The following is a 14,563-nucleotide window of genomic DNA, read 5'->3' as shown; positions in this document are numbered from 1 at the left end:
CGTCGTCTTGCCGGCACCGTTCGGGCCGAGGACGGCGACGACCTCGCCGGGGCGGATGGTCATGTCGATGCCGTCGACAGCGCGGATCGTCGCGCCGGCGTGCCCGCGGAAGGTCTTGATGAGCTGCCGCAGCTCGATGGCGGGGACCAGGTCGATTGTCATGGGCCCAGCCTGCTACGCGCCGGACCGCCCTGCGTGGTGCGAACGTCGTGAATGCGGGATGACAGGTGTCATGCTGCGGACGTGGACAACCTGGTCGAGATCATCGTGCTGCTGGGCGGGACCGCGGTCATCGTCGGCATCGCCGAGCGGGTCCGGCTGCCGTACCCGGTGCTCATGCTCATCGCCGCGGCCGGCGTGTCCCTCATCCCGTCGGTGCCGTCGCTCGTCATCCCACCCGAGCTGATCCTGCCGCTCTTCCTGCCGCCACTCCTCTTCGCCACGGCCATGCGGACGTCATGGTCCGTCTTCCGGGTCCGCTGGCGGTCCCTCGTGCTGCTGGCGTTCGCCCTCGTCGTCGTCACGGCCGCCGTGGCGGCGGGGATCTCGCTGGCCATGACCCAGACGATCACGGTCGCCGGAGCGGTGGCGCTCGGCGCGATCGTCGCCCCACCGGACCCGGTGGCGGTCGAGTCGGTCTCGAGCAAGGTCGGCATGCCGCGTCGCCTGACGACCGTCCTGCAGACCGAGGGGCTGTTCAACGACGCCGTGGCGATCGTCATCTTCCAGGCTGCCGTGAGCGCCGTCGTGGCCGGACAGAGCGTCGGTTGGCTGATCGTGCCCCAGTTCCTCGGCGGGGCTGCTCTCGCGGCGGGTCTCGGCTTCGCGATGGCCTGGCTGGTCGGCTGGCTCACCGCGCTGCTGCCGAACCTCGTGGCCCGCAGCTCGATCACCGTTGTGGCGCCGTTCGCGGTCTATCTCATCGCCGACGAGCTGCATGCCTCCGGGGTGGTGGCCGTCGTCGTGACCGCCCTGGAGCTCGGCCGGCGGTCCCGGCCCCAGGACTATGCGGAGCGGCTCGCTCGACAGGCGTTCTGGGGGATCGTCGAGCTGCTCGTGACCGGGCTCGCCTTCGGCCTGATGGGCATGGAGCTCGAGCTGATCCTCACCGACGACCGGATCGACATCGTCCCGATGCTGCCTGCCGTCGTCGCCGTCTGCACGGCCGTCGTCGTGGTCCGGCTGCTCTGGATGCTCGGGATCCAGCTCATGGGCGGGACCGAGAACCGGACCCCGGTGCCCGGCAGCTTCAAGGAGACGCTGGTGCTCTCGTGGTGCGGGATGCGCGGGCTGGCGACCATGGCCCTGGCGCTGTCCCTGCCGGTCGACGTCAGCGCGGGCACTCCCTTCCCCGGTCGGGCCTTCATCATCGTGACGGCGCTCGGCGTCCTCATCTCGACCCTGGTCGTACCGGGACTCACGTTGCCCCTCCTCATGCGGCTGCTCCAGCTGCCGCGTGACCCGCATGCCGGCCGGCGGCGTGACCGGGCTCTCGCCAAGCGGGCTCAGGAGGCCTCGCTCAAGGCCCTCGAGGAGGCGCCGGAGTGGGACGACCTGCCCGACGAGGCGCGCAAGTCGCTCCGGCGCCGGATCCTGGGGCTGGAGCGGATGCTGAGTCGAGACGCCGAGCGCGACCCTCAGGCGCAGGCGCACATCCAGGAACAGCTCGCTGCGGTGCAGCGCATCCAGCGCCGGGCCCTCAACGCCGGCCGTGAGGAGATCCTGCGGGCGCGGCGCGAACCCGGCGTCGACCCCATGGTCGCGGACCGTGTCCTGCACCGGCTCGATCTGCGCACCGTCATGCTGGACCGGTGATGACTGCGAAGGGAGGATCTGATGGCGCGGTTCACGGTGCGGGTCCAGGCGCCGATCCCTGCTGAGGAGGCCTGGGAGCGGGTCCTCGACCTACGCGCCCAGGAGGCGATCATCCCGTTCACGACGGTGCGGCGCGTGTCGGCGCCGGATGAGGACCCACCGGCCGAGGGGGGCCTGCGGGTCGGCACGCGTTTCGTCGGGCGCACCGCTCTGGGACCGATCGGCTTCGACGACCCCATGGTCGTGGAGACCCTGCGTCCTCCCGGTGGCGACGTGCCCGGCGTCGCGCGCATCCGCAAGGAGGGCCGCGTGATCGGCGGTTGGATCGACCTCACGGTGGCCCACGAGGGACCGGGCTCGTCGCGGGTGCGGTGGTCGCAGGCGATTGCCGTGCGAGGGGTTCCCCGCGTCCTCGACCCCGTCGTCTCCGTTGTCGCTCGAGCGGCCTACGGCTGGGCCATCCGGCGGCTCCTCCAGCGAGGCTGAGTCCCCAGACAGTCGGGCGCATAGTCCGCGCAGCCCCACTGGCTTGGCGATTGGTCCGGCGGTCACGCCTTCAGGCGGTCAGGCGCTCAGGCGGCCAGGCGGCCAGGCGGTCAGGCGGCGTCGAGGCGTAGGTCGGCAGGCTCGCTGGTGAGCACTCGACCGTAGGGGCTGAGCCAGTGGCACGTCCCATCAGGCTCGAGGCGAACCTGCCAGCCGGCGTGGTGCTTGAACCCGTGATGCGTGCGGCACAGGCACATGAGGTTTTCCTCGACGGTCGGGCCCTCGGGGAAGCGCACGACGTGGTCGAGGTCGCAGCGCCGGGCAGCCACGGTGCAGCCGGGGAAACGGCAGGTGCGGTCGCGATCGCGGATCCGCGCCGCCAGGGCCCTGTTCGGCCGATACACCCGCGGATCCCGTGCCACCGTCACCCCCGTCAGGGCGTCGGCCCTCGTAATGCGGATCCGGAGGTCCGGATCGGTCAGCAGGTCGGCGAGGGCTGCGGCGAGCACCCAGCCGTGTCGCGGGTCGCGGACTCCCAGCCGAGGCGGTCGCCACCACCAGTCACGGCGCGGGTCATCCGGCGCCAGCATGCCATCGGGCGGCCGGGGGGCCAGCTCGGAGCCGATCTGGAAGAAGCTCGCCAGCGGCAGCAGGTGCTCGATCGGCACGGGGACCGGCGCGCCGTAGGCGTCGGGCGGTCCAACCACCGGCCACGAGGGGATCGGCTGCACCGGCTCGAACTCGAGCACCGCGTCGCTGCTCTCGCCGGTCGTGCCGCCGTCTCGTACGCCCGTGGCAGCCTCGCTGGCGGTCCCGTCGGAAGCGGCGCCATCGGTCCTGGAGCCGTCAGGAGCGGAGGCATCCGTGCGCGGGGACTCGGAAGCGGCACCGGATGGACTGGTGAAGGTCGGCACGACCAGCTCCACGACCGTCTCGACCCGAGCGTGTCCCAGGAGCAGGTCGACGAACGCGTCAGCCCTCGCCTGGTCCATCGACCGGTCACCCTGCTGGACGTATTCCTGTGCCAGGGCGTCGATCGCGGCCCAGGCGCGGGCGGAGTCCTCGGCTCGAAGCGACGCCGCCCAGTCGGCCATCCCCACTTCCACACCCGGGCGTGCCGTGACGAACCGGCCCCGGACCGCCGACTCGGCTCGCTGCGCGAAGGCGTCCTCGTCGACCACCTCTGCCGCCCGCTCAACCGCCCGCCGGAGCCGGCCGGGCACCATGTCGAGCACGGCCGGGTCTGCATGCAGGACGACATCGAAGTCGAACGCGACAGCGTGCGCCACGTCGAGCGCCCCCTCGGCGATGATCGCCACCCGAGCCGGCTCGAGGCGGCCACGCAGGGCGGCCGCAAGTGTCAGCGGCAGGTCGTCGACGACCTTGCACGCCCGGCCGACCCGCAGGGCCATCGAGCGAGGCGCCACATGGAAGATCGACGCCACCGCCGAGGCGACCACCTGCTGCGCATCGGGGGCGTAGTCGGAGCCGTCACCGGGGTCGTCATTGAGACCGGCGATCGCGAGCTCCTCGGCGCGCACCGCCGCGGCCAGCACGAGGTCCTGCACCGCCGCGAGCGTGTTGGCGCCGGTCTGGGTCACCACGAGCACCGCCTCGGAGGTCTCGGCATCCAGGGTGCGCAGCCGCTCCGGGGCCACTCGAGCGAGGACCGCGGCCTGTGCGACCGGGGGCAGTGCGTCGAACGTCGTGGCTGGCACACCGGTCACGGGCTCGAGCAGGCTGCCGAACGCACCGGGCCCGGCCGAGCCGGATCCACCGGCTGGGACCGTCCCGGTCGTCGCTGCGCTGCTCATGGTTCGATCGTAGTTTCGACCACCGACAGTGCTCGCTCGTCCTCCACAGGCACAGCACCTCCCAACGGGCATGGTGAACATCCAACCCACCTATTGCGTTGCCGCAGTAACTGCGGCAGACTGAGGCATGGCCACCTCACGGAACGACGACCCCAGCCTGGCCGCGTCGGTCGACACGGCGCGAGCGGCACTCGACCGAGTTGACCCCACTCGTCCGGTCGAGGCGCTGCCCCTCCTTCGCGAAGCCCAGGAGCACGTCATACGGGCCATCGACGAGGCCATGGCCGCGGCCGTCACGACGGAAGGAACGACGATCCGTACGGCCGGCCTTCTGGCGGGCCTCACCGAGAACGCCGTGGGACCGCGCCTCGCGCGCACGAGGCTGCTGGCGGCATACCGCTCGGAGTCGGGCCGCGTCACCGCAGCGGGCGTGGAACGGGCGCGCTACGACCTCGAGGAGGGACGCCACCGCACCATCGCCCCGGACGGGCAGTCCGCGCCGCTGCGTTTCCGTGCACGGCGCACCACCTGAGCCAACGCACCACCGCCACCCACCGGCCACGCCGACACCCAAGGGGGACACCATGACCGACCCGAACCTCACGCACCTGTACTTCCTGCTCGACCGTTCCGGGTCCATGCAGTCCATCAAGACGGACACGGAGGGCGGCTTCGACGCCTTCATCGCCGAGCAGCGCGCCACCCCGGGCGAGTGCCGTGTCACGCTGGCACAGTTCGACGACGAGTACGAGGAGGTCTACCGGGACCTGCCGGTCGCCGAGGTGCCGCCGCTGCAGCTGCACCCGCGCGGCACCACGGCCCTGCTCGACTCGATCGGCCGGCTCATCGGCGACGCCGGGGTCCGCCTCGCCGGCCTGCCCGAGCACGAACGTCCGGGCACGGTCATCGTCGGCATCATGACCGACGGGCAGGAGAACGCGTCCCGGGAGATGTCGCACTCGCAGATCAAGACGCTCATCGAGCGACAGACCAACGACTACAACTGGCGGTTCCTCTACATGGGGGCTGACCAGGACGCCATCGAGGTCGGCGCGAGGATCGGCGTCAGTGCTGACCACTCGATGACCTACGCACGTGGGCGCGTCGGAGCCATGATGCGGATGACGTCGGCCAACATCAGCCGGACCCGGGCGGCTGCGGCCAGGGGGGCGGACCGGGAGGAGCTGGACGCGTTGCTGGCCTATTCACAGGAACAGCGGGGCGAGGCTCAGGAGTGATCCGCCGGGTCGCGTGGTAGCACTGGGCCATGTCGTCGCCGAAGGCTGTGCTGTCTCCGCTTGCCCGGGACGTCTACCGTGCCTGCGTCATGCTCGGCCCGATGACCGTGACGCAGCTTCGCGGCCAGCTCGGCGAGGGCACCTCGCTCGTCGACGCCGCGGTCGACGAGCTGCTCGACCTCGAGCTCCTCGCGGGCGAAGGCGCCGAGGCGGCCCAGTCGCCCTGCGACCCGACCGACGGGCCCGCGCGCTACACGGCTCGCCCGCCGCGGGCGCCGCTGGGGCGGGTGGCGGAGCAGCGCCATCGTGAGTCGGTCCGAGCCCTCGACCTCGCGGCGCGGCTGGGGGAGCTGTGGCACGCGCACCGGGACCCGGCGCCCTACCTCGAGTTCCTCGAGACCGACGCGGAGTCGTCGCACGCAGAGGCCGAGCTGCTCGACGATGCCCGCGACGAGGTCGTCGCCCTGAGCATCGGGCCCGTCGGTGAGCCCGCCCAACGGCCCCCGGTGGAGGTGCCGGACGGGTTCGTGCGGGCACGCGGCCGCGGCGTCGAGTTCCGGGTCGTCTACGGCACGAGCGTCCTCCGTGACCGCGCCGCGCTGCAGGCCGTGCAGTCGTCGATGCAGCTCGGGGAGCGGGCCCGCGCCTGCCCCGATGTGCCGCTCAACCTGCGGATCGCCGACGAACGCCGCGCGCTGCTGGTCGTCCCCGGCCGACACGGCGAGCGCCGCCACGCCCTGCTGATCCACCCCTCCGGGCTGCTCGACGCGATGCTGCGCCTCTTCGCGTCCTACTGGCGGACCGGGGCACCGCTCTCCAGCACCACGCAGGCCGCTCCGGGGGCGCCCGGCCCCGACCGACAGACCCGCGAGCTGCTGACCCATCTCGCGGCCGGCCTCACGGACGAGTCCATCGCTCGCGAGCTGGGTGTCAGCGAACGAACCGTCGGACGCCGCATCGCGCGCCTCCAGGAGCGGCTCGGCGCCGCGAGCCGGTTCCAGCTCGGCCTGCAGGCGAGCCGGCAGGGCTGGCTCTGACACCAGCCCCACCGGCCCGCGGATGCGCGCGTCACCGCTGCGAGCGCGCCGTCGTCAGCGCACTGTCGTCAGCGCTGTCGTCACTTCGCGTCGGGAGCGACGATCTCGGGCAGCTTCGCGTCGAACATCGACCCGAACTCGGATCCGCCGACGAAGTGCCCCTGGTTCTCCTGGGCCTTCACGACGCCGATCGCCCACTTCGACGCAGCGATCCGCTGGTTCGGCGTGCCGTGGTGCCCGGAGCTGCTGAAGCTGCAGTCCCCGACGTTGTAGAACGACTGCTCGTTCTGCAGGACCTTGTGGTCGTTGATCGCCTGACCCCGCTTGTGGGTCATGAAGTACGAGCCGAGCGCATCGGCCATGAGCTCCGTCCGGCGGGTCGCCTCCGGCCCGGTGAGCGGGCTGTCGAAGAGGTTCTTGGCGTACTGCACCTGGTGGCCGAACTCGTGCGAGAGGATCGAGCGCGGCGCGGTGACGTCGAGCCCGATCGCCTTCATCCCCTCCATGATCCCGTCGCCCATGACGATCCGCTTCGAGATCCCGAGCTCGAGCAGGTACTCGTCGTCACCCGGGTCGAACGCGAAGGCGTTGAACGTGAAGAGCGGGTGGTCGCCGCCACGGAGCGCAGGGTCAGAGTTGACCAGTTCCTGGATCATCTCGGCGAAGTACAGCTCCTCCTCAGGGGTGTCGCCGTACATGATGGACAGGACGTAGGCCATCCGGTTGACGTCGGCGAACGCCTGCTTGCCCTTCATCGGCATGAGCTGGACCGAGGCACCGTCGATGTCCCAGAAGTCACGCAGGTGCTTCATCGCGTTGTTCAGCTCGTTCGTGTAGGACCCGTCGATGCCGAAGGTGTTGGCCTTCGACTCCGTGCCGAGGATGAGCGCGTCGTAGGTCGGCAGGTCGAGGCCACCGATCAGGTAGAGGATGAAGTAGGTGTAGAAGTCGATCTCGTCGACCTGCCCGTTGATCCACTCCGTGAGCGGCGTGGTCGTGCAGGCGTAGTCGCCCGGGTTGATCGCGCTGTTGAGCAGCTCTCGCCACGTCGTGTCACCGACGCCGTAACGGGATCCGGCGGCCAGCAGCCGCTGCTCGTGGTCGGCCGGGAGCCGCTTGCCGAGCTCGAGGATCCTGGACTTGAGGTCGGCGGGCAGGTTCGCGCGGGCAACGGCCCAGTCGAGCTTCTCCTGGAACGACGCGGAGGCGGCCAGGGCACCACTCGCGGTCGTCGACGTGGCGGAGCTGTCCGCTGCTTGGGCGGTGACGGCGACCCCGAACGCGCTGGTCGAGGCGAGGGCGGCGGTGGCGACGAGGGTGACGAGCTTCTTCATGGATTCCTCCGGGTGAGTTGCTGCTGTCGGTGTCAGCGAGTCTCGCCAGAGTCGTCCGGAGCCGCATCTCGAGATCGTGTCGAGAACCGGCGCTGTCCGGATCCGGACACCAGGCGCCACAACTTCACTACCGTGGCTACATGACGTCGTCGACGAGTTGTCGAGAGCTCAATCCGTATGCCGCTCAGCGTGGTTCACGTTCCCCGTCAAGTCCGCGCGTGGCGAGCCGGGATGGCGTGTAGTGGCCCTCCGTGCGGCCGATGCGGCCGGGATCGCAGCGGCATTCTGCCTCGGGACCGACACCCGGCTGACCGGGCCGATTGCGCGAGGGCAACTCGGTCAGGTCTGGCGTCTCGACACGCACGAGGGCGTCTACGCGGTCAAGGAGTGGTTCGCAGAGCCGGACCTGGGAAGCCTGTCCGCGTCCACCGCCCTGCATGAGCGTTGCTGGGCCGCAGAGCTGCCCGTGCCGGAAGTGGTCCGGACGCCGGGCGGGGACCACACTGCGGTGGTGGCCGGAACACGCGTTCGGGTCCTCGGCTGGCTGGAACTCATGGAACGCACCAGGCGCCTGCCGCCGGCAGAGGTGGGTCGTCTGCTCGCGGAGCTGCATCTCGTCTCCCGACGCACGACAGAACCGGTGATCCCTTGGCACAGCACGGGAATCGGACTGGACGTCTGGCGTGCGCTGCATGCCGAGGTCTCGGCGGCGCAAGCACCTTTCGGAGAACGCTTTGGGGCGCTGGTGGATGCGCTCGTCTCGGCGGAGTCGGTCATCGCGCCGCCGGGACAGCTGCTCGTGTGCCATCGGGACCTCTGGAGCGACAACGTGCTGCCCGCCCGCGATGGTCGGATCCACGTCATCGACTTCGAGAGCGCCGGCCCGGCAGACCCTTCCCACGAGCTCGCCATGGTCCTGTTCGAGTTCGGGCTGGACGAGCCGGACCGGGTGCGACTTCTCCACCAGACGTATCGCGAGGCGGGTGGTCCCGGTCGCGTCAGCCGACGCGGCGAGCTCGGGTGCCGAGGCGCTCGTGGACGAGCTGCTCGATGACCCGGTCACATTGGACCGGATCGACCGGATACTCGCGGCCGTGCAGCCCTGAGGGACAGCGGCTCCGTCGCCAAGGGCCCCGTGGCGTGCCGGGGATCAGCCGCGGTAGAGCGCCCGGGCCGGGCAGAGCCGGATCGCCGTCGCTGCCTGCGACTCGTCGACCGAGGGGTCCCGCATGATCGGGTAACCCCACTCGTCGAGCTCGATGTTGCCGGGCAGCACGCCCGCGCAGACGCCGTGGCCGGTGCAGGCCACCCGGTCGACGCGCAGCCGCGCCGTCCCTTCGCCGGACCGGCGCAAGCCCTCAGTGCGGGAGGACATCGGCGGTCCTTCCTCTCGGCTCGAGGCAGTAGCCGACGACGTGGCCCTCCAGATGGTCGCGATAGACCCGCAGTGCGGAGGCCACGAACCGCCCGACACCGTCGGGGAACCGGCACGCTCCCCGATCGGGCAACAGGCCGGCGCGACGAGCGACCTGGTCGAGCAGCCGGGCACTGGGGCGTTCGGCGAAGGCCTGCCAGTCGGCCGCCAGGGCCGGCACCCCGAACATGCACGGGCCGCACTGGCCGGCCGACTCCCCGGCCGCGTAGGCGAGGAAGCGGGCCACGAGCGCGACCGGGCACTCGTGCGGGGGGACGACCTCGATGATGCCCGGTCCGGTCGCGGCACCGTACGGGCCGAGGTCGGCGCTCGACCAGCGCAGCGTCGCCACCGCCTCGGCCGGCACGAAGCTGCCGCCCAGCCCACCGACGAGGAGGGCCTCCGCGTCGACCGGGAGGCCACCCACCACTCCGAGGAGCGCGGAGACGGAGGTCCCCGCCTCGGTCTCGAGGACCACCCCGCGGGCGGACGGCCCGTTGACGCTGACGAGGCGCGGACCGGGCTCGGCGGAGGTGCCGAACGAGCGGAACCAGCCCGCTCCGAACTCCGCGATCTGGGCGACCCGCCACGCCGTCTCGGCGTTGACGACCACCGTGGGCCGGACCCGACGACCCGCCGAGTCCCGGCCGCCCATGACGAAGGGGGTGCGCTTCGTCATCGGTCGGGCGAGGCCCCCCTGCGCCAAGGAGATGAGCGAGCTCTCCTCGGACGAGACATAGCGGGCCGGCACCTCGAGGACGTGGAGCCCGGCCGCGCGCAGACGGAGCGCGGTCTCGGAAGCCCGGTGAGCGGCATACAGAACTGTCGAGGGTCGTCGGGCGCTGAACAGCGTTGCGCCGCGGACCAGCTCGTCGAGGTGGTGCTCGACGACCCAGCCGTCCTTGGCGGCCCCGACCTCGCCGTCGCACGCGTTGATGATGACGCGCGCACGGTGCTCGAGGGCGGCCTCGAGCTTGACAGCGGTCGGGAAGGCGGCGCCGCCACGGCCGGTCAGGCCGGCGTCGCGCAGGAGCGGGACCAGCGTCGTGCTCATGACCACTCCTGGGACGCGACGTGGCGCCGCCGGTCGGTGTCGTGGTGGGTGGCGCCGGAGCGCCAGATCAGGGCGACGACGCCCGCGAGGCCGCAGACGACCGTGGCGAGGCGCAGTAGCGGCTCGTTGGCCGTGCCGAGCATGAAGCCGTGGACGATCGCGAGCGGCCACAGCAGGTAGGCCGTCCAGTGCACGATGCGCCATACCCGTTCGGAGATCCGCTCTCGCAGCAGCGAGGTGACGACGACCGCGATGAGGATGTCGAAGGCGAGCGTGCCCAGGCCCACCCACAGGGGCTCGTAGCCGGAGGTGAACGGCAGGATCGCCGAGATGGCGTCGATCGACACGAAGGTCTCGGCGACGGCCGTGGCGATGTGCAGGAGCAGGAAGACGCTCATGCCGAGGGAGAGCCACCGGTGCAGAGCGGTCACGACCGTCGCCGCCTCGAGGCTGCGGGCGCCCCGTCCGGAGATGACGACCCCGAGGATCACGACGCCGGTGAGGAGCACGATGCTCGCCATGCCGGTGGCGCGGGAGGTGTACCAGAGCAGCTCGTTCACGACGCGCTCCGCTGGGCCAGGTGCTGCACCGGCCAGCCGGCGGTCGTGACGACCGTGCCGTCGTGGCCGTCGAGCCGGGCCGCGACGCCCTGGGCCTCGAGCCAGGACGGTGCGCCCGGCCCGAGCACGATGGCCGCAGTCGCGGCCGCGTTCGCCTCGGCGGCCGTGCCCGCCGCGCAGCTGACCTGCGCCCACGTGGCCGGGGCCGTGAGACCCGTGCGGGGATCGATGATGTGGTGCCGCTCGCCCGTCGTCGAGGACCACCTCCGCAGCCTCGTCGAGGACGTCGCAACGGCCGTGGCCGTGGACGCGACGACCTGGAGCACCCGGCCCGTCGCGTCCTCGACGCCGATCTGCCAGCCGGCACTCGGCGTCGGGCCGGCGACCGCGATGTCGCCGCCGAGGTCGACGAGGAACCCGCCCGGCAGCTCGGCGAGCAAGCGCGCGGCGAGGACGTCAGCGGCATACGCCTTCGCGGTTGCACCAAGGTCCAGCAGCGTGCCCCGCGGGACCGCCACCCGCCGCGTCGCGCCGGAGAAGCGGACCGCCCTCCAGCCGGGCACGGCGGCGCGACGGGTGTCGGCCGTGGGGAGACGGCGGCCACGCACCGCCTCGATGTCGACGTCGTAGCCGCTCGCGACGACCGCAGAGCCGACGGTCGGGTCGACGAGCCCGCCGGTTACCCGGGCCATCCGCAACGCCGTCTCCAGGTGATCGGCGAAGATCGGCGAGACGAAAGCCGAGGCCGGGCCCGTCGCCGCACGTGCCGCGAGGAGCGAGACCTCCGAGTCGGGACGGAAGCGCGAGACGGCCACATCGAGCTCGGCGAGGTAGTCCCGGGCGATGCGCTCGGCGGGGCCGGCGGCGCGCGGATCGGTCGTGAGGATCGTGTTCGTCGTGCTGATCGCCCGGAACGACGCGCGGCCGAGGACCGGTTCGGGCAGCGGTGCGGTGGTCGGTGCGGTGGTCATGGTCGGCTCATGACCCGCGTGACATGACCTGGGGAGCGCCAGATCCGGAGCCGAGCTGGCCCGGGGAGCCGAAGCCGTTCTGGTTCGGGTTGGGCTGGTTGGGCTGGCTGCCTTGGTTGTTCGGCACCGACTGGCACGGGTCGGCGGCAAGCCCGAGCTGGGCGGACTGCCCGAGCTGGGCGGACTGCCCGACGTGGGCCAGCTGCGGCGACTGCGTCACGAAGGCCGACAGCTCCGCCTCGTACGACTGGCCCTCACCGCCTCCCTCGTGGTCGTGCTCGCCGTCCTCGCGGTTCAGCTGGGTCCCGGGACCGCCGAAGCCCGGTTGGTTGCCCTGTTGGAAGGGCTGGTCCGCGCAGTTGGTCGCCGAGTTCGACTGCTGTTGGGGAGTCTGCGAGCCGGTGGAGCTGCTCGGGCTCGACCCGGTGGAGGCAACCGCCGCCGTGTGGTCCTCCGCGAGGTGGACCCCGACGATGCCGGTCGCGACGGCACTCGCGGAGAGGATGCCCACCGTCCAGGAGCGCGCTCTGGTGAGTGCAGTCGATCCCATGGTTCCTCCTTGCGGGTTCTCGTCCCTCAACGGTGCGACGCAAACCTGAGCAGGAGGTATGGGCGGTGGGGCGTGGCCCTGTGAATCGGCTATGAGGCGCTGGCCGGTTCCACCGTATGCCGCTCACGGCGCGGTTCCGCTCGTCCAGCACGGTGCCGCAGCACGGCGGCGGTCACCAGGGAGGCCCAGGCGGCGATGACGACGAGGTAGACCGCGTGGCTGACGTTCGGGGAGGCACCGACGGCATCGAGCAGGAGGCGGAGGTTCGTCACGACGATGAGCCCACCGACCCCGGTCCCGAGGACTGCCGCGGGCAGCCGGCTCACGAGCCAGGCGGCCGCCGGAGCGGCGACGAGCCCGCCGGCGAGCAGGACGAGGACGTAGCCGAGGTGCAGGCCGCTGCTCCCGAGGCCGATGAGGAAGGCCAGGCTGGCAGCGGCCGTGACGAGGAGCTCCGAGGTGTCCACCGAGCCGACGACGGTGCGTGGCGCGGTGCGTCCGGCGGACAGCAGCGTCGTGGTCGAGACCGGTCCCCAGCCGCCCCCGCCGGTGGCGTCGACGAAGCCGCCGACGAGGCCGAGCGGCACGAGGAACCTGCGTCGGTGCGGGGACGAGGTCGCCGTCGCCACCGGCGGGGGCCGCAGGGCGAAGCGGGTGAGGATGTAGAGGCCGAGCAGGAGCAGCACCGCCCCCATCACCGGTGCCGCGGCGACGGTCGACAGGTGGGCGAGCAGGGTCGCTCCCAGGAAGGCGCCGACGGCCCCGGGCACGCCGAGCCGGAGGACGAGCCGACGGTCGACGTTCCCGAGGCGCCAGTGCGAGACACCCGACGCGAGGTTGGTGCCCAGCTCAGCGAGGTGGACCGACGCGCTCGCCATGGCCGGCGTGAGGCCGACGGTGAGGAGCAGCGAGGAGGACGTGGCGCCATACCCCATGCCGAGCCCGCCGTCGACGAGCTGCGCGAAGAACCCCACGACGCCCACCACGAGGAGCGTCCTCATGCTGCGTCCCACTCGGGGGAGAGGCGGACCACCTCGCCGACCACGATGACGGCGGGGCTCTCGACACCCCGCAGGGCGGCGCGGTCCGCGATCGTGGCCAGCGTGCCGGTCGTGGTGCGCTGGCCCGGCGTCCAGCCCCGCTCGACGATGGCGACCGGCGTGTCCGCTGCGCGACCGTGCCGCACGAGGAGGGCGGCCGTCTCGTGGAGGCGAGCGACGCCCATGAGCAGGACGAGGGTGTGGTCGCCGCCCGCCGGCACCGAGGCCAGCTCCTCGTGGCCGGTCACGACAGTGAAGCCGCGGGCGAGTCCCCGATGGGTCACCGGGATGCCCGCGGCGGCGGGTACGGAGACGGCACTCGTCACACCCGGCACCACCTCGACAGGGACGCCGGCGGCCTCGCAGGCCAGGCGCTCCTCGCCACCCCGGCCGAGCACGTACGGGTCGCCGCCCTTGAGCCGGACGACGGCGCGGCCGAGCCGCGCCTGCTCGACGAGGATCTCGTTGATCCGCTCCTGCGGAATCGGGTGGTGCCCTGGCGTCTTGCCGACATCGATCACCACGACCGAGTCGGGCAGGCGGTCGACGACGTCGCGCGGCGCGAGCCGGTCGACGACGACGACGTCCGCCGAGCGGAGCAGCTCATGGCCGCGTGCGGTGAGGAGGCCGTCAGCCCCCGGGCCTCCGCCGACCAGGGCCACCCAGCCGCGGGCCTGTCCGGCCTGCGTGGTGCGCGGACGCGTGCGGCGCAGGTCGAGCGCCCCGCTCGCGAGCGCCTGCTCGACGCCGTCCCGGAGAGTCCGACCGAGGCCGGGATCGCCGCCGGCGTGGACCGCCACCGTGACCGTCCCGTCGGGCGTGTCGACGTGGGCGCGGGCCGGGACGCTGGCGCGCGTCGTGGCTGCCGCGCCGGCGTTGACGCACCAGATCCGGAGCGAGTCGGCATCGGCTGCGACGGCGGCGTCGACCTGCTTGTCGCCGGTGGCCGTGTGCACCAGCCACGCGCCCGCCAGGTCAGCGGGGCCCGCGTAGTCGCGGACATGCCAGGCGACGTCACCCTCGTGGACCAGGTCGCGCAGGTCCTCGCAAAGGTATGGCGCGACGACCCGCACGCGGGCGCCCTCGGCAAGGAACGCCTTCACACGGCGTGCAGCCACGGGTCCGCCGCCGACCGCGACGACGAGGCGGTCGGTCAGGTCCAGGACCAGGGGGAGCCCGGGGGGACTGGAGGTCGGGGCCGCCGTCATCGCTGCCGCCCCCGGCCCGTTCCGACGGTTGGTGGCCTTTCG

Annotated in this window: 16 protein-coding genes; 6 read left to right on the top strand and 10 right to left on the bottom strand. The window is 72.1% G+C overall.

Annotation, left to right across the window (positions count from 1 at the left end; all coding sequences use genetic code 11):
* A partial coding sequence (locus tag N864_RS24160) for an ATP-binding cassette domain-containing protein (RefSeq protein ID WP_155892923.1) occupies positions 1-162 on the bottom strand: 162 nt, incomplete at its 3' end.
* A gap of 81 nt (positions 163-243) precedes the next feature.
* Here N864_RS24160 and N864_RS12460 point away from each other — a divergent pair.
* On the top strand, positions 244-1,815 hold the full coding sequence (locus N864_RS12460) for a cation:proton antiporter (protein ID WP_034717144.1): 1,572 nt from the start codon (positions 244-246) through the stop codon (positions 1,813-1,815).
* 21 nt (positions 1,816-1,836) lie between these two features.
* Positions 1,837-2,301: an SRPBCC family protein gene (locus N864_RS12455; RefSeq protein WP_034717142.1), complete on the top strand. Its 465-nt coding sequence runs from the start codon at positions 1,837-1,839 to the stop codon at positions 2,299-2,301.
* Between the two features lie 110 nt (positions 2,302-2,411).
* Here the strand turns inward: N864_RS12455 and N864_RS12450 are convergent, their stop codons facing one another.
* A complete protein-coding gene (locus N864_RS12450) occupies positions 2,412-4,115 on the bottom strand; it encodes an HNH endonuclease signature motif containing protein (protein WP_034717140.1) in 1,704 nt (567 codons plus the stop codon).
* A 127-nt stretch (positions 4,116-4,242) separates the two neighbouring features.
* On the opposite strand from N864_RS12450, the gene N864_RS12445 reads away from it, so the two are divergent.
* The 3 genes from N864_RS12445 to N864_RS12435 are packed head-to-tail and all read left to right on the top strand — an operon-like array spanning position 4,243 to position 6,390.
* Entirely contained in the window at positions 4,243-4,647 is a 405-nt protein-coding gene (locus tag N864_RS12445; protein ID WP_051518523.1) for a hypothetical protein, read from the top strand.
* Positions 4,648-4,699: 52 nt separating this feature from the next.
* Positions 4,700-5,353 (top strand): vWA domain-containing protein, encoded by a 654-nt coding sequence (locus N864_RS12440; protein WP_034717138.1) that lies wholly within the window; start codon positions 4,700-4,702, stop codon positions 5,351-5,353.
* A gap of 29 nt (positions 5,354-5,382) precedes the next feature.
* Positions 5,383-6,390 carry a helix-turn-helix transcriptional regulator gene (locus N864_RS12435; protein WP_051518522.1) on the top strand — a complete coding sequence of 336 codons (1,008 nt, stop codon included), beginning with the start codon at positions 5,383-5,385 and terminating at the stop codon, positions 6,388-6,390.
* Positions 6,391-6,470: 80 nt separating this feature from the next.
* On the opposite strand, the gene N864_RS12430 is transcribed toward N864_RS12435, so the two are convergent.
* Positions 6,471-7,724 (bottom strand): hypothetical protein, encoded by a 1,254-nt coding sequence (locus N864_RS12430; RefSeq protein ID WP_034717136.1) that lies wholly within the window; start codon positions 7,722-7,724, stop codon positions 6,471-6,473.
* A 241-nt stretch (positions 7,725-7,965) separates the two neighbouring features.
* Between N864_RS12430 and N864_RS12425 the strand changes: the two genes are divergently transcribed.
* The gene (locus N864_RS12425) at positions 7,966-8,778 is read left to right on the top strand and encodes a phosphotransferase enzyme family protein (RefSeq protein WP_051518521.1); all 813 of its coding nucleotides are present in this window, start codon (positions 7,966-7,968) and stop codon (positions 8,776-8,778) included.
* 96 nt (positions 8,779-8,874) lie between these two features.
* Here N864_RS12425 and N864_RS12420 read toward each other — a convergent pair whose 3' ends face one another.
* The 7 genes from N864_RS12420 to cobA form a co-directional block, all read right to left on the bottom strand.
* Positions 8,875-9,099 (bottom strand): ferredoxin, encoded by a 225-nt coding sequence (locus tag N864_RS12420; RefSeq protein WP_034717135.1) that lies wholly within the window; start codon positions 9,097-9,099, stop codon positions 8,875-8,877.
* Complete coding sequence (locus N864_RS12415; RefSeq protein ID WP_051518520.1) at positions 9,083-10,192, bottom strand: NADH-ubiquinone oxidoreductase-F iron-sulfur binding region domain-containing protein; 1,110 nt, start codon at positions 10,190-10,192, stop codon at positions 9,083-9,085. The genes N864_RS12420 and N864_RS12415 overlap by 17 nt, the downstream gene beginning before the upstream one ends.
* Positions 10,189-10,752 carry a ferric reductase-like transmembrane domain-containing protein gene (locus tag N864_RS12410; protein ID WP_034717134.1) on the bottom strand — a complete coding sequence of 188 codons (564 nt, stop codon included), beginning with the start codon at positions 10,750-10,752 and terminating at the stop codon, positions 10,189-10,191. The genes N864_RS12415 and N864_RS12410 overlap by 4 nt, the downstream gene beginning before the upstream one ends.
* On the bottom strand, positions 10,749-11,723 hold the full coding sequence (locus tag N864_RS12405) for an FAD:protein FMN transferase (protein WP_051518519.1): 975 nt from the start codon (positions 11,721-11,723) through the stop codon (positions 10,749-10,751). Before N864_RS12405 ends, N864_RS12410 begins: the two co-directional genes overlap by 4 nt.
* Positions 11,724-11,730: 7 nt before the next feature.
* On the bottom strand, positions 11,731-12,273 hold the full coding sequence (locus N864_RS12400) for a hypothetical protein (RefSeq protein WP_034717133.1): 543 nt from the start codon (positions 12,271-12,273) through the stop codon (positions 11,731-11,733).
* Between the two features lie 89 nt (positions 12,274-12,362).
* Complete coding sequence (locus N864_RS12395; protein ID WP_051518518.1) at positions 12,363-13,274, bottom strand: sulfite exporter TauE/SafE family protein; 912 nt, start codon at positions 13,272-13,274, stop codon at positions 12,363-12,365.
* A complete protein-coding gene (gene cobA, locus N864_RS12390; RefSeq protein WP_051518524.1) occupies positions 13,271-14,521 on the bottom strand; it encodes a uroporphyrinogen-III C-methyltransferase in 1,251 nt (416 codons plus the stop codon). The genes N864_RS12395 and cobA overlap by 4 nt, the downstream gene beginning before the upstream one ends.
* Between the last annotated feature and the right edge of the window lie 42 nt (positions 14,522-14,563).

Source organism: Intrasporangium chromatireducens Q5-1 (genome assembly GCF_000576575.1).
Lineage (GTDB): Bacteria > Actinomycetota > Actinomycetes > Actinomycetales > Dermatophilaceae > Intrasporangium_A > Intrasporangium_A chromatireducens.
Note: the sequence above shows the minus strand (reverse complement) of the source record. Positions and strands in the feature narration are given on the sequence as shown.